The organism is Burkholderia sp. 28_3, assembly GCF_003253915.1.
GTDB lineage: Bacteria > Pseudomonadota > Gammaproteobacteria > Burkholderiales > Burkholderiaceae > Burkholderia > Burkholderia cenocepacia.
This window is the reverse complement of sequence record NZ_QKZF01000020.1, coordinates 23,763-44,285: the sequence shown is the minus strand read 5'-3', so window position 1 is coordinate 44,285 and position 20,523 is coordinate 23,763. Positions and strand designations below refer to the sequence as shown.

Sequence of the window (20,523 nt, the reverse complement as noted above, 5' to 3'; positions counted from 1 at the left end):
GGTAAACGAACCGGGGGCGCATGGTTGTCAACACAACCATGCGCCCCCGCCTGCGATGCGCTTCGGACGCGCGATGATCAGGGCGCCATGCGCCGCAGCACGTCGTCGCGCCGGATGAAGTGATGGTAGAGCGCGGCCAGCGCATGCAGGCCGATCACGAAGTAGAACGCGTTGCCGATCAGCTCGTGCGCTTCCTTGATCGTCGGCCGCAGCGCCTTGTCGGGGCCGAACAGCGTGAACGACACGCCGAGCCAGTCGAGCGACACCGGCTTGCCGCCCATGTTGATCATCATGATGCCGAGCAGCGGCTGCGCGATGATGAACACGTAGAGCGCGAGATGCGCGAGCTTCGACAGCCAGCGCAGCAACGTCGCCTGCGGAATCGCTTCCGGCGCGCGGCTGACCAGTCGCCACAGCACGCGCAGCACCGACAGCACGAGGACGAACGTACCGGCCGTCAGGTGCACGTTCATCCAGAACGCCCGGCTGTCGCTGCCTTTCGGTCCGCGGATCTCGATGGCCAGGTAGGCCAGCGCGACCAGCAGGAAGATGGCCCAGTGGAAGAAGATCGCGGGCGAGCTGTAGCGCGTCTGTTTCGCGAGGATGTTTTTCATGCTTCGTCTCGTGTCGTATTCGGGGAGGGGCGCCAGCTGCAGCCGGCCTGCGCCCGGCAAGGCTGTGACGATTGTAGCCGCGCGGGCGGCCGGTTTTGCACGGCGCGGTCAAATATCCGCCGAATCGTCAACGCGCGCCGCGCGCGGCCGGCCTATGGAAAATCCGCATCGCGCGCCCGGGCGGCTGTGGCACGATGAAGCTTTGGTGCGACGGCGCGCGGGCATCATGAGCAAAGCGTTCTTCGTTGCAGCCTACCGGCTGATCGCCGCATTGCTCGCGGTGTCCACCACGCTGCACAGCGTCGCCGACTACTGGCGCCTGCCGAGCTTCCATCTCGGCAACTACCTCAGCTACTTCACGCAACTGAGCAGCCTCTACGCGGCTGCGATGCTGGCCGCGGGGCTGTGGCGCATCGCGCGCCCCGGCTCGGCCCGCTACGAATCGATGCGCGGCGCGGCAGTGCTGTACGTGCTGATCACCGCGATCGTCTACGAGCTGCTGCTCGCGCGGCTCGATGCGCTGCGCCACGTCACGCCAGCGTTCAACAACTGGGTACTGCACCGGATCGTGCCGCTCGTGATGCTGTGCGACTGGCTGTATGTCGAACCGCGCTCGCCGATTCCGCGCCGCAGTGCGTTCGCGTGGCTCGGCTTTCCGGTCGTCTATCTCGGCTATACGCTCGTGCGCGGCGCGGTGGAGGACTGGTATCCCTACCCGTTCGTCGATCCGCGGCCGCACGGCTACCTGCCCGTCGCGATCCAGTGTTCGCTGATCGCGCTCGGCGCGGCGGCGCTCGCACTGGGCATTCGCTGGCTCGGCAATCATGCGAGACAGTCTGGCAGCGCGACGCTCAAGGAAGGATGAAGATGGAAGCGGTTCGAACGTGTGCGCCGCCCGGCGCACACGTGGCGATACCGACGATCAGCCGCCGTTGCGCGGCAGGAAGTTCATCGGATCGACGACCTTGCCGTTCTGGCGGACTTCGAACTCGAACGTCGAACGACCGCTCGCGTCGGTGCCCATTTCGGCGACCGGCTGGCCCTGGCGCACCGCGTCGCCTTCGTTGACGAGCAGCTTGCCGTTGTGCCCGTAGGCCGTGATGAGCCCGTTGTCGTGCTTCAGGATCACGAGCGGGCCATACGCCTTGACGCCGGAGCCGGCGTACACCACGCGCCCGTTTGCCGCGGCCCGCACCGAGTGGTCGGGCCCGGATGCGGCGATCACGACGCCGCGCGTCTTGCCGGCCGCAAACGGCGTCGCGACGACACCCGTGGCCGGCCACGCGAGCGAGCCCGGCTGGGCGGCGGCCGCGGGCGGCTGCCCGTACGCATTCGCCGCCGGCGGCGGCGCGACCCGCAGCACCTGGCCCGGCGACACGGCGTCCGTCGGCGCCATGTGGTTCCAGCTGGCCACGTCCTGCACGCGCTGTCCGTAGGCGCTCGCGATGCCCGCCAGCGTATCGCCCGGGTTCACGCGGTAATAGCCGGCAATCACGCCCGGCGTCGCAGCCGACGTGGGCGCCGGCTGGCGCGTGGGTTGCCAGTTGTCGGTCCACGGCGTCATCGTGCAGCCCGTCAGCGCGATGGCCGCGGCAACGAGCGCCGCCTGCGGCAGCCAGCGCGTGAGCGTGTCGTGGATGGGAATAGTTTCTCTCAAGGGTCCTCCCGGATTTGCGTCGTCGCGCCGCCCACCGCCCCCCGGCGCGCGACGCACGATGTCCGGCCGAACGGCCGGATCAACCAGTATCCGACCGCTTTCGCGGCCGTCAGTTTCCACAGCGGAACGTCGGCGCGGATGAGCTCACCGGCCCCTTTTTCGCGTCGTCCCGACCGGCAAAGATACCATTTGTCGCGGTCAACACCCCGACAGTTGCCCGATCCGGAAACAATCTTGCGGCATCGCACGGGCATCCCGGCGGGCCGCGCGCCGCGCCGGGCGGGCCATCCGGCCGGCGCTTGCGGGTTTCTCGCGGGCGCGGCCGCCCTCGCCCGCCGAATCGGCCCCGTCATATTCTCCGCTTCGATCGCCGCCTATACTCGGTGGTGCGCAGCGCGATCCAACGACAACGAGGAGCAAGACAATGAATAACGCGACGTTTCTCTCCGTGCAGCTCGACGCCGACGATTTCGCCGGTTCCAGCGGTCTGGTCGAATTGCTCAACCGGCACCTGTTGTTCGCGACCGACGTCGCCGAAGCGGCCGACGCGCTGGTTCAGCTGGCGAGCGTCACGCACCTGACCGGCGCCACGCGCCACAGCGTCGAGTTGCCGGTCCTGGCGATCGAACGTCTGCGCGACGCGCTCGATACGCTGAGCGGTTACGACGAAACGTGGCTGCAGGTGCTGGAACCGGCCGAGGCGCTGTTCCGCGAGATCGGGCGCGGCAGGCGCCCGCTGCACTGAACGCCGCCGCATTCATTGCGCGTTCCAATGAAAACACCCCGTCGTTCCGCATAGCGGTACGACGGGGTGTTCGTACTACAGGGGGTCAGATGCGGTCGCCAGCGCGGCCGTGCCATTAACGACCCTTGTAAACCGGTGCGCCATCCGAGATGCGCTTGACTTGCCAGCCGGTCTTGGCCGCGGCCGGCGCGCCCGATTCCTGACCAGCAGCCGGTTGCGCACCGTAGCCGGTCGTGTCGGCAGCGGCGACGTTCTGTTGCGGGTTCAGACGGGCTTCGGCAGCCTGGATGCTTTCCGGATAGTTGGTCCGGTCGCTGCCCAGCTTGTAGCCGGCCTGTTGGAGCTGGACCAGCTCGGCCTTCACCTGGGCACGGGTGACGGGCGCGTTCTGTTGGGCGAACGAGACGGCGGGGACGGCGAGGACAGCAGCAGCAGCGAACGTTGCGATCAGCGATTTCATGATTACCTCCGGGATTTTTTTGCTCCGCCGCACACACCATGTCTGCAGCGATGGAACAGAGTTTAGTCCCGGCAGCACCTAGGGAAAACCATGAAAGAACGAAAACACTGTTTCCCCGGAGCCAACAATGCCGGCATCCGGGATAGAAAAACCCTATTCAAAGAATAGATTTTCGCAACAATGCCGCCGCCGCTAGCCGGTTACGACCAGTTCGCGTGGAAGCTGCCCGGCTTGTCCGTGCGCTCGAACGTGTGCGCGCCGAAGAAGTCGCGCTGCGCCTGCACGAGGTTCGCGGGCAGCCGCTCGGACCGGTAGCTGTCGAAGTACGCGACCGCCGACGCGAACGCCGGGACCGGCACGCCGGCCTTCACCGCGGCCACCACGACGTCGCGCAGCGCGGTCTGGTAGTTCGCGGCGATGTCCTTGAAGTACGGGTCGAGCAGCAGGTTCGCGAGCGCCGGATCCTTCGCATACGCGTCGGTGATCTTCTGCAGGAAGCGCGCGCGGATGATGCAGCCCGCGCGGAAGATCTTCGCGATCGTCCCGAGATCGAGGTTCCAGCCGTATTCTTCCGACGCCGTGCGCAGCTGCGCGAAGCCCTGCGCGTACGAGATCACCTTGCTCAGATACAGCGCGCGGCGCACCGCTTCGACGAATGCAGCGCGATCGCCGTCGAACGGCGCGGCGGCCGGGCCCGACAGGATCTTGCTGGCCGCGACGCGCTCGGTCTTCAGCGACGACAGCACGCGCGCGAACACCGACTCGGTGATGAGCGGCAGCGGCACGCCCAGATCCAGCGCGTTCTGGCTCGTCCACTTGCCGGTGCCCTTCTGCGCGGCGCGATCGAGGATCACGTCGACGAGATGCTTGCCGGTTTCTTCATCCTTCTTGCCGAAGATCTTCGACGTGATCTCGATCAGGTAGCTGTCGAGCTCGCCCTGGTTCCATTCGGTGTACACCGCGCCGAGTTCGTCGTTGGTCAGGCCCGCGACGTCCTTCAGCACCGAGTAGCTTTCGGCGATCAGCTGCATGTCGCCGTATTCGATGCCGTTGTGGACCATCTTCACGTAGTGGCCCGCACCGTCCGGGCCCATGTACGCGACGCACGGCTCGCCGTCCGACGGCGCCTTCGCGGCGATCTGCTTGAGGATCGGCTCGACGAGGTCGTACGCGTCGCGCTGGCCGCCGGGCATGATCGACGGGCCGCGCAGCGCGCCCTCTTCGCCGCCCGACACGCCGGTGCCGATGAAATGCAGGCCCGACTGCGCGAGTTCCTGGTTGCGGCGGATCGTGTCGGTGAAATGCGTGTTGCCACCGTCGATCAGCACGTCGCCCTTCTCGAGCAGCGGCTTGAGCGAGGCGATCGTCGCATCGGTCGCTTCCCCGGCCTTCACCATCATCAGGATCCGGCGCGGCGTTTCGAGCGACGCGACGAATTCTTCGAGCGTATAGGTCGGCACCAGATTGCGGCCGGGGAATTCGGCGATCAGTTCGTCGGTTTTCTCGCGACTGCGGTTGAACACCGACACCGCGTAACCGCGGCTCTCGATATTGAGTGCGAGATTGCGGCCCATCACCGCGAGCCCGATCACACCGATTGCTTGTTTGCCCATTAGTCAATTCTCCGGAAAAAACGGGGCGCGACCCGAGCCGGGCCGCGCGCACAGGCGAAAGGATAGTGGAAACCCGGCGGCGCTGCGCGCTTGCGTGTCATTGCTCCGCGTGCGGCAGGCGCCGGAACACGACGCCCAGGTTGTTCGCCGGCATCTCGACGACCTCGATGCAGTCGAGCCCGAGATCGAGGCCGAGCGCGACCACGGTCTCCAGATCGCGCACGCCCCACGACGGATCGCGGCTGCGCAACTGCTGGTCGAACGCCTCGTTCGACGGGGTCGTATGCCGGCCTTCGCGACGATACGGGCCGTACAGGAACAGCACGCCGCCCGGCCGCAGCACGCGCGACGCACCGGCGAACAGCGCGTCGGTGCAGGCCCACGGCGAGATATGGATCATGTTGATGCAGACGATCGCGTCGAGCGCCGCGACCGGCCACGGCGTGTCGCGCACGTCGAACGCCAGTGGCCCGGCGACGTTCGCGAGGCCCGCATGCGCAACCCACGCGGCGATCGAACGCCGCGCCTGCGCATCGGGATCGCTCGGCTGCCAGTGCAGGCCCGGCAACGCCTGCGCGAAATGAACGACGTGCTGCCCGGTGCCGCTCGCGATTTCGAGCACGCTGCCGCTCGCCGGCAGCACGCGCCGCAGCACGTCGAGGATCGGCCCGCGATTGCGTTCGGCCGCCGGCGCCGACAGCCGCGCGGACGGATCGGGGGAAGAAGCGGCGCCGGTCACGATGCATGCTCCTGCGTGTCGCCCGCGCTGCTGCGCCCGAGCCCGAGCCGCGCCACGAGTGCGTCGAGCGCGGGTGCGCAATGCGCCTCGACCTTCAGCGTCAGTATCGGGTCGGCGCGCGTATGGCCAAGATTGAGGGCGGCAAGCGGCTTGTGCTGCGCCTGCGCCCACACGCAGAAGCGGTAGCCGGAATACACCATCAGCGACGAACCGACGACGAGCAGCGCGTCGGCCGCATCGAGCGCCTGCGACGCCAGCGCCACGCGTTCGCGCGGCACGTTCTCGCCGAAGAACACCACCGCCGGCTTCAGCAGGCCGCCACACGCGGGGCAAGCCGGGATGCGGAACGTATCGAGCGCGGCCCATTCGAGATGCGCGTCGCCGTCCGCCGCCGGCTCGGCCTGCGCGCCCAGCAACTCGGGATTGTCGGCTTCGAGCACGGTCTGGATCGTCGCCCGCGCGTGATGCGCGCCGCAGTCGAGGCAGGTCACGCCGTTGATCCCGCCGTGCAGTTCGATCACGTCGTCGCTGCCCGCCCGCTGATGCAGGCCGTCGACGTTCTGCGTGACGAGGCGTTCGATCCGGCCCGCGCCGCCGAGCCGCGCCAGCGCGACGTGCGACCCGTTCGGCCGCGCGCGGCCCACGACCGGCCAGCCGATCATGCTGCGCGCCCAGTAGCGGCGCCGCGCGGCATCGGAGCCGAGGAATTCGTGAAGCTGGATCGGCGGCGAGCGCATCCATTGACCGTTGCGGTCGCGGTAACCGGGAATGCCGGAATCGGTGCTGATGCCCGCGCCGGTCAGCACGAGCAGGCGCGGATGACGCTCGACGAACGTGTGCAGCGCATCGAGCGCGGCCGGATCGACGTCGGCGATGGAGGGATCGGGCAAGGCTTGATCGGGCAAGGCTTTATCGTTCATGTTGGCAACGTGATCGGTCGCGCCGGCAGGCCGTGCGCCCGCACGGGCGGCCACGCACGCCAGCACATGATACAGAACGCCGTGCGATCGGGCGGACCGCCGCCACGGCACGCCCGCGCACGCAAAAAGACGCCCGTCGCCGCTCGGCGACGGGCGCTTCAACAATTGATCCATCGGGGTAGTGGATCAACTGACAGCACAATGTTGCGACGCCCGTCATACCGCGATCGACGGCCGTTCCCCTGGACCCTGCGTGTTCCGCCTGCCGCGCGCATCGGCGCGTCATCGGCCTTCCCGACCCGATCCCGTTCCACCGGCTCGTCACGCCGATGCGATGCCCATCGCGCAAACGCGTTCGCCGCGCGACGACGGGCGTGGTGTCATGGCATGACGATTCCGGGATCCGGGCCGACGCCATCCGCCTGCGTTCGCGGCTCATCCGCGACGGCCGACCGGCACCGGTCGGCTTCGTGCGCCACGCATGCACGTCGTCGTTCAGAACGAACCCGATTGCTCGGATGGAACGGAAAGCCGCTCGCTCACGTCGCCGCAATCAGCGACGAAGCGACTACCCTGGCAGGTCGGCGATTCATGTTTGCAACACGATTCGTTGCGTTTCGGTCTTTTTTCATTCTCTTGTCCCCGTCTCCGATACATCCGACCCACTGAAGCGATTGCCGGGTCGACTGCGCCCGCGATCGCGCTCACGGCCCATACCACCATGCAAGGAGCGCACCATGTTTCATGGCGCAAGGCCTTGCGGGGCCCGGCAAGGCCGCGGGCAGGCATCGCGCCCCGTCAGAAAGCCCGAATGTTTCGAAACTGAAACGCACCGCCGGTGCCGCCGGCATCGTCGCGTCGGCGCTGCGCGCGGCGGCCAATCGCCTTACAATCGGCCACGATTGGCGCCGCCCCGTCACCGGATGCGAGCGCCCGGCATTGCCCCTTCCCGCAGATCTGCACCGCCCGACCGGAACCCGCACTCGCCGCATGCCCGACACGAAGAACTGGCTGGAGATCGACTACCGCACGCTGTTCAGGCTGCACCCCGATCGCCGGATCGAACGCGAGAACGATCCCGACGAATCGCCGGCGCCACGCTTCTGGCTCGGCCGCTGCGCGGGCGGCACGCTGTCCGGCGTACGTGCGGACGTACCCGCCGGCATCGCGGACGAACTGACGCGCGTGGCCGACAGTGAACCGCCGTGGTCGGACGACGCGCCGCCCACGCACCTCGAACGCTATCTCGGATTGCTCGCACCCGTTTCGCACTGGAACATCGGCCTCGTGTATGCGTTGCCGCATGCGCTCGAATTCGATACCGACGCGCACGCCACGCTGGTCGACGGCGACAGCGACACGGGTCGACGATTGCTGCGATCGCTGGCCGTGCACGGCATGCCGGAAGGGCTGCTGTCGATGGGGTTTCGAAGCGCCGCCGATCTGTGGGCGCCGTGGTGCGCGGCTGTGGTCGACGGCGAAATCGCGTCGCTCGCGTTTGCCGCGCGACTGTCCGACGTCGGCGCCGAACTCGGTGTCGCGACCGCGCCGGCGTTCCGTGGGCGCGGCCTCGCGGCCGCCGTCACCGCCGCGTGGTCGCGCTTGCCGTCGCTGCGCACGCGCACGCTGTTCTACAGCACCGACCTCGACAACCGCGCGTCGCAACGCGTGGCGTCACGCCTGGGGCTCGCGTTGCGTGGCGCGACGCTGCGGGTCGGGTAGCGCGGGGCGGAACCGTCCCGCTCGCGCATCGCGCATCGCGCAAACACGCTAGCATTCGGACACGGAACGCCGCGCGTTCCCGTCGCCTCGCCTCCAAGGACTCGCCATGACCCCTTCCGCTTCCACCCGCGCCGACGTCGCGCATCGCGTCTTCTCGGCCGGGCGGCTGTCGATCGGCCTCACGCTTCCGCTGCTTCGCAGCGGCCACATCGTCGCGGACTTCAACGAACAGCTCGAACTCGCGGCGCTGGCCGATTCGCTCGGCTTTCGCGCGCTGTGGATTCGCGACGTGCCGCTGAACAGCGCCGACTATCCGGACCCGGTCGGCCACCTCGATCCGTGGGTGCTGCTCGGCGCGCTGGCGTCGCGCACCCGCCGGATCGCGCTCGCCAGCGGCGCGATCGTGCTGCCGCTACGCCATCCGCTGCATATCGCGAAAGGTGCGCTGTCGGTCGCGACGCTGTCGGGCGGGCGCTTCATCCTCGGGCTCGGCTCCGGCGACCGGCCGCCCGAATACGCGGCGTTCGGCGTCGACGCGCAAACGCGGCGCGACCGCTATCGCGCGCACTGGGACGTCGTCGCGGCCGCGCTCGGCGTGCCGTCGCGCGTGCTGCCCGACGAAGCGCCGCCCGATGCGCCCGAATTCACGCTGCTGCCGCGCGACGGCGACGCGGTGCCGATGCTTGCGGTCGGCTCGGGTGGACAGAGCGTCGACTGGATCGCCCGGCATTCGATCGGCTGGATGACGTATCACCGCGATCCGGATACGCAGCGCGCCCGCTATTCGATGTGGCGCGCGGCGGTCGACCGGCTCGCGTCGCCGCCGTTTCGCGCGTTCGGCGTCTCGATGCGCCTCGATCTCGCCACGCACCCCGATACGCCGGCCACCGCGCTGTCGCTCGGTTACGCTACCGGGCGCCGCGCGTTGGTCGACATCCTGCGGGACATGCGCGCGGCGGGTACGCATCATGTCACGCTGAACCTGGGCTCGGACCGACCCGTGCGCGAGGTCATCGAAGAAATCGCCGAACACGTCTTGCCGGTATTTCATGACGAGCAGGCGTAATTCATCAGGAATCCGAATTCCGTGATGGAATGCAGGCGTGGATCGTGATCGAACGAGTGCTCGCTGGGTGACGCATCCCGCGCCGGCGTCGATAAACCCGCGTGACAGGCTCCTTACGATCGGGGAAGCGGGATCTTGCGTCCGATATCGGACAGCCGACGGTCTGCGTCCGGCACACGACTTGCGCGCCTGCATGGCCGGCGTCGCGCATGCCCGATCCGAATCGTCGGCGACGGAACGACGGAACTATTCGGTCCCGATCGCGATCATGTTAACTTCCGTCCATCGTTCAGCCTGGCGGGCCGCGTGACGACACGCACCCGCATGCCCACTCCATGCGACATATCCTTCTCGGCTGGCTGCTCGCCGCCGTCGTCTCGGCCGCCCACGCGGCCGCTCCCGCTCCGGCCGCCGCGTCGGCCGCCTCCGACGCCGCGCCCGCACTGACGCCGCAACAGGCGCGGCAGGCACTGAATGTGCTCGAAAACCCGCGCGAGCGCGCGCAAGTCGAAACGACGCTACGCGCCATCGCGGCGGTCGGCGCGTTGAGCGCACCGGCGGTGCCGGCCAGCGCAGCGTCTGCGGCCAGCGGCGCATCGGCGGCCGCCGCGCCGGCCGCGCTCACGTCGAACGGGCTCGCATCGATGCTCGTCCGCCAGGGGTCGCGCTGGGCCGCTCAGATCGGCAACGCACTGCAGGAATCGCTGCGCTCGCTGCTCGACATCGGGTCGGTGGGCAGCTGGTGGCACGACAAGCTGATGCGCGCCGACCAGCGGGCGGATTTCACTCGCACGCTCGGGATCCTCCTCGCGGTGCTCCTGCCGGCGCTCGTCGTCGAATGGCTCGCGAAGCGGGTGTTGCGGCGCGCGCTGGCCGCGGTGGCCGCACGCCGCGCCGATACGTCGCGCCGCACCGCGTCCGATTCCGCCGCATCGGACGAGGATCACGCACCGCCGCCCGATACATCCGCCCCGCCCGATCACGCCGACACGGTCGACGCTCCCTCGTCCACGCAAAGCCGCGGCCATGCACGCCGACACACCACGCTGCTGCACCGGCTGCCGCGCGCGCTCGTCAGTCTCGCGCTGCGCGTCGTGCCGCTGCTCGTATTCGTCGGCGTCGCGAGCCTGACGATGTCGTTGCTCGACGAAGCCGGCACGCCGATCGACGCCGCGCTCGAAGCATTGATCGACATCTACGTGATCTGCCGGCTCGTCACGATCGTCAGCCGGCTGTTCTTCCAGCCCGATGCGCGGCAATTGCGGCTGCTGCATATCAGCGACGCATGGGCCGAATTCGCACAACGCTCGATCGCACGGATCGTGATCGTGGTCGGCACATGCACGGCGGCCGTCGAGATCGCCGCGAACTTCGGTCTGAACGAAGCCGGCCATGTCGCGCTGCTGAAGGCCGTCGCGCTCGTCGGCCACGTGATGATCTCGGTGCTGATCCTGCAGTGCCGGCGGCCGGTCGCGGCACGCATCCGTGCCGCCGGCGCGGATCGCCCGACCTTCTCGGTCATCGGCAACGCGCTCGCGGACGCGTGGGCGCCCGTCTCGGTCTTCATCGTGATGGCGCTGTGGTTCGTGTGGGCGCTCGACGTCCACAACGGTTACCGCGTGCTGATCACGCTGGGCGGCCGCTCGATCGCGGTGATGATCGCGATGCGGATGGTGTCGATCGTCGTGTTCGGCGCGCTCGCGCGGCTGTTCCAGCGCCGCGAGGACGACCGCACGCTCGTTCATCTGCACGCGTACCGCTACTACCCGCTGCTGCGCCAGATCGTGTCCGGGGCGATCGGCGTCGTGACCCTCGTGCTGCTGCTGCAGATCTGGGGCGTGCCGATCTTCCGCGCGTTCGAAACCGGCACGATCGGCCACCGGCTCGCGTCCGCGCTGGTGACGATCGCGATCGCGGCGATCGTCGCACTCGTCGTGTGGGAAGCGGCCAACATCGCGATCGAGCGCCGCCTGCAGCGCTGGACGCGCGAAGGCAACCTGGTGCGCGCGGCGCGGCTGCGCACGCTGCTGCCGATGCTGCGCTCGCTGCTGTTCGTGATGATCGCGCTCGTCGTCGTGCTGACGGGCCTCAGCGAACTCGGCGTGAACGTCGGGCCGCTGCTGGCCGGCGCCAGCATCTTCGGCGTCGCGCTCGGCTTCGGCTCGCAGAAGCTGGTGCAGGATTTCATCACCGGGATCTTCCTGCTGATGGAAAACGCGATGCAGGTCGGCGACTGGGTCACGCTCGCCGGCGTGTCGGGCACGGTCGAATACCTGTCGATCCGCACCGTGCGGCTGCGCGCCGGCGACGGGTCGCTGTACACGATCCCGTTCAGCTCGGTGACGACCGTCAACAACACGAATCGCGGGCTCGGCAACGCGGCCGTCAAGGTCAGCATCGCGTACGGCGAGGACATCGACCGCGCGATCGCGACGCTGAAGGAAATCGGCACCGCATTGCGCGACGATCCGAAGTATCACGACGGCATCCTGTCGGACTTCAGCTACTGGGGTATCGACCAGGTCGACGGCGCGGCGCTCGCGCTGGCCGGACAGATGCAGTGCACGGACTCGGCGCGCTGGAGCGTGCAGCGCGAATTCAACCGGCGGATCGCCGAGACGTTCCGCGAACGCGGAATCCGGATCGCCAATCCGCAGCGCAGCGTCGTGGCCTATGCGGACGGCTCGCGGCCTGTCGCCGCCGACGAAAACGATCCGCGCGCCGACACGCGGAATCCCACCGATACGGCAGCCCCGCCGCCGTCGCCCGACGAAGCGGCGCGCAAGCCGGGTTGATCGCGATCGCCCGGGACAGGTAACCTGCCGCGCTCAACGCGCGGCAGGCTTCTTTACGCGCGCCGTGCGTTTCGCCGCGGGCGGTGCCGCTCCCGGCTTCGCCGCGCGCTTCGCGACGGCACCCTGCCCGCGCTTCGCAACGGCTTCCGAACCGGCGGCGCCCGTATCGCGCTGCGCATGCCACTGCTCGAGCAGCACGCGGGTCTGGTCGGCAATCGTTTCGGTCACCAGCGCCGCGCGTTCGCCCTCGAACGCGTCCCATTCGAGCAACTGCAGCGCCGAACGCTGCGCGATGTGGAACACCGTGATCTGCCCGAACAGGCTCAGCGCGCGCAACCGCGTGACGGAATCGTCGGCCGGCCGGCCGGTGATGCGGCCGATCAGCTCGGCGCTCACGTCGTTGAGCGGCTTGCGCATGCGCGTCATCAGGATCTCGCTTGCGCTCGCCGGTTCCTGGCCGCCCTGCTCGCGCGCGAAGAACATCCGCTGGTTCATCGTCTTCGGCGCGGTGAACATCCGGTCCGACAGCGCGCGCAGCAGCCCGATGAACGCATCGATCAGTTCGTCGACGCTCGCATGGGCCTCGAGCATCGCCCGCGCATGGCCGACCGCCGGCGCGAACACCGCCCAGCCGTGCTCCGCGATCGTCTCGACGCACGCGCGGTACACGCCTTCCTTGTTCTCGAAGTAGTACTGGAGCGCCGGCGCGTTCACGCCCGCCATCGCGGCGATCTCGCGCGTCGACGCGCCCGCGAACCCACGTTCGCCGAACAGTTCGATCGCCGCCTCGATGATCCGCTGGCGCGTCTCGTCGCCGCGCGCGTAGCCGCCCGCCGACGTGCGGCGCAGCTTCTTCGCTTCGTTCATGCCTTCCTCGTCATTCGATCGATCGACATTCTACTTGACACAATTTTACCAACTGGAATAATTCTTCCACTCGGAATAAATTGGATCCCGCATGTCGACGCCACAAGACCCGCCACAGAAAGCAGATCGTCAGGAAAACGGAACAATGCCGCGCAACCGGAACGGCGGAACGAAACGGCGCGTCCTGCTCGCAGTCGCCGTGCTCGCGGCCATCGGCGGCGCGGTGTGGCTCGGCCGCTGGTGGACGGTCGGCCGTTTCATCGAAAGCACCAACGACGCGTATCTGCAGGCGGACAGCATGACCGCCGCACCGAAGGTGGCCGGCTACGTGACCGACGTCTACGTGCGCGACAACCAGCCCGTGAAGGCCGGCGACCCGCTCGTGCGGCTCGACGTCCGCCAGTACCAGGTGGCGCTCGCGCAGGCGCTGGCGACCGTCGACGCCCGTCGCGCCGATATCGCGCGCGCCGAAGCCGACATCAGCCAGCAGCACGCGAACCTCGAGCAGGCCGACGCGCAGGCGAAGGTGTCGCGCATCAACGCGCAGCACGCGAGCGACGAGTACACGCGCTACGCACCGCTCGCGGCGACGGGCGCCGAAACGCACGAACGCGTGGCCGACCTGAAGAGCACGCGCGATCAGGCGGCGGCGACGCTCGCCGCGAACAACGCGTCGATCGCCGCCGCCCGCACGCAGATCGCGTCGTTCACCGCGCAGCTCCAGCAGGCACGCGCGCAGCTCGAGGCTGCGCAGGCCAGCGCCGCACAGGCGCAACTCGACCTCGACAACACGATCGTGCGCAGCACGCTCGCGGGCCGCGTCGGCGATCGCACGGTGCGCGTCGGGCAATACGTGCAGCCCGGCACGCGCCTGCTGACCGTCGTGCCGGTGGACTCGATCTATCTCGTCGCGAACTTCAAGGAAACGCAGATCGGCAACATGCGCATCGGCCAACCCGTCGAGCTGCATGTCGATGCGCTGCCGGACGGCCCGCTGTCCGGCGTCGTCGACAGCTTCGCGCCCGGCACCGGTGCGCAGTTCGCGCTGCTGCCGCCCGAGAACGCGACCGGCAACTTCACGAAGATCGTCCAGCGCGTGCCGGTGCGCATCCGTCTCGCCGCGAACGCCCGCGCGCAGCGCATGCTGTTGCCCGGGCTGTCGGTGACGGTCGACGTCGATACGCGCTCCGCCCGCGACGAGCAGCATCATGGCTGATACGCCCGCCACGATGCCCGCGCCGCCGCACGAAGGCCGCGCGAGTGTGACCGACTGGATCGCGGTCGCGGCCGGCGCGCTCGGCGCGCTGATGGCGACGCTCGACATCTCGATCACGAACTCCGCGCTGCCGCAGATCCAGGGCGAAATCGGCGCGACCGGCACCGAAGGCACGTGGATCTCGACCGGCTACCTGATGTCGGAAATCGTGATGATCCCGCTCGCCGCCTGGCTCACGCGCGTGTTCGGGTTGCGCAATTTCCTGCTGACGAATTCCGCGCTGTTCATCGCGTTCTCGATGATGTGCGGCTGGTCGCACTCGCTGCCGATGATGATCGCCGGCCGGATCGGCCAGGGCTTCACCGGCGGCGCGCTGATCCCGACCGCGCAGACCATCATCCGCACGCGCCTGCCGCTGTCGCAGTTGCCGGTCGGGATGACGCTGTTCGGCCTGATCGTGCTGCTCGGGCCGCTGTTCGGCCCGGTGCTGGGCGGCTGGCTCGCGGAAAACGTGAACTGGAGCTGGTGCTTCTTCCTGAACCTGCCCGTGTGCCTGCTGCTGATGGCGCTGCTGGTGTTCGGGCTGCCGTCGGACCGGCCGCACTGGAGTGCGTTCTTCAACGCGGACTGGCTCGGCATCTTCGGTCTCGCGATCGGCCTCAGCTCGCTGACCGTCGTGCTCGAGGAAGGCCAGCGCGAACGCTGGTTCGAATCGCAGATGATCGTCACGCTGAGCATCGTGTCGTTCGTCGGGATGGTCCTGATCGCGCTGTCGCAACGCTTCGCGAAGCGGCCGATCATGCGGCTGTCGTTGATGCGCAACCCGCGCTACGCGAGCGTGATCGTGATCGTATCCGCGGTCGGCGCCGGGCTGTACGGCGTGTCCTACCTGCTGCCGCAGTTCCTCGCGATCGTCGCCGGCTACAACGCGGAACAGGCCGGCGCGATCATGCTGCTGTCGGGGCTGCCGGCCTTTCTCGTGATGCCGATCCTGCCGCGCCTGCTCGGCAAGGTGGATTTCCGCATCCTCGTGATCACGGGGCTGCTGCTGTTCTGCCTGAGCTGCATGCTCGACATCAGCCTGACCGCGCAGAGCGTGGGCCATGATTTCGTGTGGTCGCAGCTGATTCGCGGTCTCGCGCAGATGCTCGCGATGATGCCGCTCAACCAGGCGTCGATGGCGGCCGTCGCGCGCGAAGACTCGGGCGATGCGGCCGGGCTCTACAACATGGCGCGCAACCTCGGCGGCTCGATCGGGCTCGCGATCATCGGCACCGTGATCGACCGGCGCACGACCTTCCATACGGCCGCGCTGCGCGAATCGGTGAGCGCGAACTCGCTGATCGGGCAGGATCGACTGTCGGCCTATACGGCCAACTGGTTCGCGCACACCGGCGATCTCGCGTATTCGAACCTGCGCGCGCTCGGCCAGTTGGCGCAGCAGATCCAGATCCAGGCCATCGTGATGACCTACTCCGAAACCTTCTACCTGCTGGGCCTCGCGCTGCTCGCCTGCGTGCCGCTCGCGCTGCTGCTGAGAACGCCGCGCGGGCCGCAACCGATGTCGTCCGGCCATTGACCCGTCATACGCGATGAAACCCTTCTCCCTGCCCCGCCGCCCCGCGCTCACCCTGTGCGCAGCCGCATGCCTGCTCGCCGGCTGCACGGTCGGCCCCGACTACCGCGGCGCGCCCGCCGCGCCGGATGCGCCGACCTTCGTGCGTGCGCCGGCCACCGGCGTCGACACCGCCGCGCCCGCACCGAGCGCGTGGTGGCACGCGCTGAACGATCGCCAGCTCGACGAGCTGATCATCGCCGCACTCGTGTACAACCCCGATCTGCACGCGGCGCAGGCCCGCTTGCGCGCGGCCCGCGCGCAGCTCTCGCAACAGCGCGCCGCGCAGATGCCGAAATCGTCGGCCACCGTCGCGGCCATCCGCATGCGGGAACCGGACGTCGGCGCGGCCGGCTCGCTGCTGCCATCGAACGGCTCGGGCCAGTCGGGTGGCGCGTCGCCGTCGCTCGGCGGCTCGGGGCCGCTGCAACTCTATTCGGCAGGCTTCGACGCGACCTGGGAAATCGACCTGTTCGGCGGCACGCGCCGCGCGGTCGAAGCCGCGTCCGCGCAGGCCGAAGCGGTCGATGCCGATCTCGCCGACACGCAGGTGTCGATCGCGGCCGAAGTCGCGAGTGCGTATGTCGATCTGCGCGACCAGCAGCAACGGCTGGCGTTGTCGCGACGCACCGCGCAATTGCAGCAGCAGATGCTCGACCTCACGCAGCAGCGCCGCGCACGCGGCGTCGCGGCCGATACGGACATCGAGCGCCTGACGACGCAGGTCGAGAACACGCGCGCGTCGCTGATCCCGCTCGATGCGCAGGTCACCGAGTCGCTCGACCGGCTCGCGATCCTGACGGGCCGCGCGCCGGGCGCGCTCGACGCCGCGCTGTCGACCCCGGACGCGGCCTTGCCGACGCTGCCCGCCAGCGTTGCGATCGGCGATCCGGCCACGCTGCTGAAACAGCGCCCCGATATTCGCGCGGCCGAGCGCCGGCTCGCGTCGAGCAATGCGCGGATCGGCGAGCATGTCGCCGACTATTTCCCGAAGGTGACGTTGCTCGGCGATCTCGGTTTCAGCGCGACCGACCCCGGCCACCTGTTCCGCAAGCAGAATTTCACGTGGGTCGGCGCGCCGTACCTGCAATGGAACATTCTCGACTTCGGACGCACGCGCGGCGCGGTGCGCGCGGCCGAAGCGTCGCGCGACGAAGCGGAAGCGAATTATCAGAAGGCCGTGCTCGGTGCATTGCAGGATGCCAACACCGCGTTGCAGCGTTACGGGCATCAGCGCGAGCACGTCGTCGCGTTGACGAAGGTGCAGACGTCGGCCGTGCATTCGCGCACGCTGATGGACCAGCGCTATCGCGCGGGCGTCGCGTCGATGATCGACCTGCTCGACACCCAACGGGAAGCGTTGTCCGCGCAGCAGAACGTGATCGCCGGGCAAGCCGAACTGATCAAGAATTACGTGTCGGTGCAGAAGAGCCTCGGGCTCGGATGGCAGGCAAGCGCCGGTTGACGGCGCCGACGCAAATCATGCACGACCGATGCATCATGCTCGTCGAAACAATTCCGCAACAACTCATTGCGCGCGCAACAATACTGCTTCGTTTCCCGCGCAACGAACGGTTCGCGCCGCATCGACGCCGCGACTATCGAAAACATATCGAATATCAATTAGCCAATCGTCTGACGATCTCTTCTAATTCAGTCGGCTTCCCCACCACCGATCGGATTCAAGGAGTTCCATCGTCATGTCCTCATCTTCCCCTCGCGTGCTGCGGCACGCAGTCGCCGCAATCTGCGTGGCACTCTCCGCTTCGCCGTACGCCGCCGAACTCACGCGCGACACCGGCGCGCCCGTCGGCGACAACCAGAATTCGCAGACGGCCGGCCCCGCCGGCCCGGTGCTGCTGCAAGACTCCGCGCTCATCGAGAAGCTGCAGCGCTTCGATCGCGAGCGCATTCCGGAGCGCGTCGTGCATGCGCGCGGCACCGGTGCATTCGGCGAGTTCGTGCCGAGCGCCGACATCTCCGACCTGACGAAAGCGAAAGTCTTCACGCCGGGCACCCGCACGCCGGTGTTCGTGCGCTTCTCCACCGTGATGGGCTATCGCGGCTCGCCCGAACAGGCGCGCGACCCGCGCGGCTTCGCGGTGAAGTTCTATACGCAGCAGGGCAACTGGGACATGGTCGGCATCAACTGGCCGGTGTTCTTCATTCGCGACGGCATCAAGTTCCCCGACTTCGTGCACGCGAACAAACCGAGCGCCGTGACCGGCGTGCAGGACCCGAACCTCGCGTTCGACTTCTTCGCGCACACGCCCGAAGCGACCCACATGCTGACGAGGCTGTACACGGACGAGGGCATGCCCGATTCGTATCGCCACATGGACGGCTTCGCGGTGCATGCGTTCAAGTTCGTCAATGCGCAAGGCGACGTGCATTACGTGAAGTTCCACTGGAAGAGCCGGCAAGGCGTGCACGGCCTGCGCCCGCAAGAGATCGCCGCATCGATCGGCCGCGACTGGAACATGATGACGAACGACCTGTACGGCGCGCTGAAACAGGGCGATTTCCCGAAGTGGGACCTGTACGTGCAGGTGCTCACGCCGAAGGACCTGAACCGCTTCGACTTCGACGCGCTCGACGATACGAAGGTCTGGACCGGCGTGCCTGAACGCAAGATCGGCACGATGACGCTCGATCGCGTGCCCGACAACTACTTCCAGTCGACCGAGGAATCGGCGTTCGCGCCGTCGCGGCTCGTGCCGGGGATCGAGCCGTCCGAGGACCGGATGCTGCAGGACCGCCTGTTCGCGTACGCCGACACGCAGATGTACCGGCTCGGCGCGAACTACATGGATCTGCCGATCAATCGCCCCGTCGTGCCGGTGGTCAACAACAACCAGGACGGCAAGATGAATGCGGGCGACCGCAAGGGCGAGGTGAACTACGAACCGTCGACGCTGAACGAACTCGCGCAGGACCCGCAGTACAAATCGGTCCGCATGGCGCTCGACGGCACGACGCAGCAGGAAGCGATCCGCAAGAAGCTGCCGTTCCGTCAGGCGGGCGAGTACTACCGCAGCCTGTCGCAGCAGGACAAGGACGACCTCGTCACCGCGCTGTCCGGCGACCTCGGCCAGGTGAAGAACGCGCAGAACCAGTACGCGATGCTGTCGTACTTCTACAAGGCCGACGCCGATTACGGTACGCGTCTCGCGCAGGCCGTTCACGCGAACGTCCAGCAAGTGCAGTCGCTCGCGGCGAAGCTGAGCGACAACTGATCCTCGCGGCTCGGGCCGTTGCCGACGTGCGCGCTCACGCCGCGCACGTCGGCCCGGCCACTTCATCAGGACACCCTCATGCGATTCGAACGCTTCCCCCACGCGATCCGCGCGGCCACGGCGGCGCTCGCGCTGGCCGCGCTCGCCGGCTGCGCGCACCTGCCCGACCGGCCAACCTACGGCAAGGCCGACCCTGCCGCGCTACGCCGCTATGACGACGACTGGTTCGACGCCGCGCGCGTCGGCCGCGTCGACATCCTGCGCGCGTTGCACGACGCCGGCTATCCGGTCGACGCCACCGACGGCCACGGCTATACGGCCGTGATCCTCGCGGCATACGACGGCCAGTCCGCGGCGCTCGACTACCTTTTATCGGCCGGCGCCAATGCGTGCACGGGCGATCGTCACGGCAATACGGCGCTGATGGGCGCCCTCTTCAAGAATGAACCCGACATCGCGCGGCGCCTGATCGACACGCACTGCCCGATCGACCAGACGAACGGCGCCGGCGAAACCGCGCTGGGGTTCGCGACGCTGTTCAACCGCTTCGAGCTGATTCCGCTGCTCGTCGCGCATGGCGCGAATCCGAACCATGTCGACCGGCGCGGCCAGTCGTTGCTTCAACTCGCGCTGACGCACGACAACGCGTATGCCGTGGACGCACTGCGGGAGGCGGGCGCCAAACGGTAGCGCGACTACGAATCAACCGTCTGAACAATGAGGATGCACCGTGCTATCGTGCCGTGGGTTTCATCGCACGGAGACAGGAAAATGCTGAATCGCTTCGCCATTGTTCTGGTTGCCGCCGGCGTGGCAACCAGTCTCGCGGCAACCGCCGCGAGCCCCCAACCGGACAGCGCCAATTCGTATCGCCAGTTGCGCACGCGGCTCTTTGCCGGCGTGACAGTCACCGCGATCTTTTCGCCGAACCAGTGCCAGAACGCGCAGCAGGCAGGCACCCAGGCAGCGGCGCCCACCGTGTCGGGCGGCTTCGCGATACGCGACTTCATGGAAGTCGGCGGCAATACGCTCGCGTTCGCCAACCAGCACCTCACCGTCCAGCCAAGCGGCGCGACCGTCCTCGAACTGATCCAGTACCGCGTGATGCAGGATGAAAGCGCGACGGTGACGGTCCGCTCGCTGTCGCCGACCACGTACCAGCCGGTCGCGCCCGCGCAGGTTTTCCAGTGCACGCTCGGCGACGGCCTTCGTTTCGCCTACGCGTGGCGAGATCGCGACTGACGCAAGGACTTCGTAG

Annotated in this window: 18 protein-coding genes; 11 read left to right on the top strand and 7 right to left on the bottom strand. The window is 68.0% G+C overall.

From position 1 onward, the window contains the following. Positions 1-77: 77 nt before the first annotated feature. Positions 78-614, bottom strand: coding sequence for a cytochrome b (locus tag DFS13_RS30410; protein ID WP_006483770.1), 537 nt, complete (start codon positions 612-614; stop codon positions 78-80). A gap of 226 nt (positions 615-840) precedes the next feature. Here DFS13_RS30410 and DFS13_RS30405 point away from each other — a divergent pair, with 226 nt between their 5' ends. Further along, complete coding sequence (locus tag DFS13_RS30405) at positions 841-1,479, top strand: Pr6Pr family membrane protein (RefSeq protein WP_012493201.1); 639 nt, start codon at positions 841-843, stop codon at positions 1,477-1,479. Between the two features lie 57 nt (positions 1,480-1,536). Here the strand turns inward: DFS13_RS30405 and DFS13_RS30400 are convergent, their stop codons facing one another. Next, positions 1,537-2,271: a peptidoglycan DD-metalloendopeptidase family protein gene (locus DFS13_RS30400; RefSeq protein WP_111442489.1), complete on the bottom strand. Its 735-nt coding sequence runs from the start codon at positions 2,269-2,271 to the stop codon at positions 1,537-1,539. A gap of 424 nt (positions 2,272-2,695) precedes the next feature. Here DFS13_RS30400 and DFS13_RS30395 point away from each other — a divergent pair, with 424 nt between their 5' ends. Further along, complete coding sequence (locus DFS13_RS30395; protein WP_006485139.1) at positions 2,696-3,016, top strand: hypothetical protein; 321 nt, start codon at positions 2,696-2,698, stop codon at positions 3,014-3,016. Between the two features lie 115 nt (positions 3,017-3,131). Here DFS13_RS30395 and DFS13_RS30390 read toward each other — a convergent pair whose 3' ends face one another. The 4 genes from DFS13_RS30390 to DFS13_RS30375 all read right to left on the bottom strand — a co-directional run bounded on the left by DFS13_RS30390 (position 3,132) and on the right by DFS13_RS30375 (position 6,748). Next, entirely contained in the window at positions 3,132-3,476 is a 345-nt protein-coding gene (locus DFS13_RS30390; protein ID WP_006485136.1) for a DUF4148 domain-containing protein, read from the bottom strand. 200 nt (positions 3,477-3,676) lie between these two features. Beyond that, positions 3,677-5,089 carry an NADP-dependent phosphogluconate dehydrogenase gene (gndA, locus tag DFS13_RS30385; RefSeq protein ID WP_006479382.1) on the bottom strand — a complete coding sequence of 471 codons (1,413 nt, stop codon included), beginning with the start codon at positions 5,087-5,089 and terminating at the stop codon, positions 3,677-3,679. A 97-nt stretch (positions 5,090-5,186) separates the two neighbouring features. Then, positions 5,187-5,828 carry a DUF938 domain-containing protein gene (locus DFS13_RS30380; protein WP_111442488.1) on the bottom strand — a complete coding sequence of 214 codons (642 nt, stop codon included), beginning with the start codon at positions 5,826-5,828 and terminating at the stop codon, positions 5,187-5,189. After that, the gene (locus tag DFS13_RS30375; protein WP_034178459.1) at positions 5,825-6,748 is read right to left on the bottom strand and encodes an NAD-dependent protein deacetylase; all 924 of its coding nucleotides are present in this window, start codon (positions 6,746-6,748) and stop codon (positions 5,825-5,827) included. The genes DFS13_RS30380 and DFS13_RS30375 overlap by 4 nt, the downstream gene beginning before the upstream one ends. 990 nt (positions 6,749-7,738) lie before the next feature. On the opposite strand from DFS13_RS30375, the gene DFS13_RS30365 reads away from it, so the two are divergent. The 3 genes from DFS13_RS30365 to DFS13_RS30355 all read left to right on the top strand — a co-directional run bounded on the left by DFS13_RS30365 (position 7,739) and on the right by DFS13_RS30355 (position 12,331). Beyond that, complete coding sequence (locus tag DFS13_RS30365; protein ID WP_111442487.1) at positions 7,739-8,470, top strand: GNAT family N-acetyltransferase; 732 nt, start codon at positions 7,739-7,741, stop codon at positions 8,468-8,470. Between the two features lie 106 nt (positions 8,471-8,576). Then, positions 8,577-9,536: an LLM class oxidoreductase gene (locus DFS13_RS30360; RefSeq protein ID WP_111442486.1), complete on the top strand. Its 960-nt coding sequence runs from the start codon at positions 8,577-8,579 to the stop codon at positions 9,534-9,536. Between the two features lie 335 nt (positions 9,537-9,871). Beyond that, entirely contained in the window at positions 9,872-12,331 is a 2,460-nt protein-coding gene (locus DFS13_RS30355; RefSeq protein WP_034202620.1) for a mechanosensitive ion channel family protein, read from the top strand. A 33-nt stretch (positions 12,332-12,364) separates the two neighbouring features. On the opposite strand, the gene DFS13_RS30350 is transcribed toward DFS13_RS30355, so the two are convergent. Continuing rightward, positions 12,365-13,198, bottom strand: a complete 834-nt coding sequence (locus DFS13_RS30350) for a CerR family C-terminal domain-containing protein (RefSeq protein ID WP_060212563.1) — start codon at positions 13,196-13,198, stop codon at positions 12,365-12,367. Between the two features lie 91 nt (positions 13,199-13,289). Between DFS13_RS30350 and DFS13_RS30345 the strand changes: the two genes are divergently transcribed. The 6 genes from DFS13_RS30345 (at position 13,290) to DFS13_RS30320 (ending at position 20,507) form a co-directional block, all read left to right on the top strand. Next, positions 13,290-14,414, top strand: a complete 1,125-nt coding sequence (locus tag DFS13_RS30345; RefSeq protein WP_034202622.1) for an HlyD family secretion protein — start codon at positions 13,290-13,292, stop codon at positions 14,412-14,414. Continuing rightward, the gene (locus DFS13_RS30340) at positions 14,407-15,993 is read left to right on the top strand and encodes an MDR family MFS transporter (protein WP_034202623.1); all 1,587 of its coding nucleotides are present in this window, start codon (positions 14,407-14,409) and stop codon (positions 15,991-15,993) included. Before DFS13_RS30345 ends, DFS13_RS30340 begins: the two co-directional genes overlap by 8 nt. A gap of 13 nt (positions 15,994-16,006) precedes the next feature. After that, positions 16,007-17,494, top strand: a complete 1,488-nt coding sequence (locus tag DFS13_RS30335) for an efflux transporter outer membrane subunit (RefSeq protein WP_111442485.1) — start codon at positions 16,007-16,009, stop codon at positions 17,492-17,494. Between the two features lie 235 nt (positions 17,495-17,729). Then, on the top strand, positions 17,730-19,265 hold the full coding sequence (locus tag DFS13_RS30330; protein WP_111442484.1) for a catalase: 1,536 nt from the start codon (positions 17,730-17,732) through the stop codon (positions 19,263-19,265). Positions 19,266-19,343: 78 nt separating this feature from the next. Beyond that, positions 19,344-19,955, top strand: coding sequence for an ankyrin repeat domain-containing protein (locus tag DFS13_RS30325; protein ID WP_060268315.1), 612 nt, complete (start codon positions 19,344-19,346; stop codon positions 19,953-19,955). A gap of 81 nt (positions 19,956-20,036) precedes the next feature. Continuing rightward, the gene (locus tag DFS13_RS30320; protein ID WP_048985241.1) at positions 20,037-20,507 is read left to right on the top strand and encodes a VirK family protein; all 471 of its coding nucleotides are present in this window, start codon (positions 20,037-20,039) and stop codon (positions 20,505-20,507) included. The last annotated feature ends 16 nt before the right edge of the window (positions 20,508-20,523 follow it).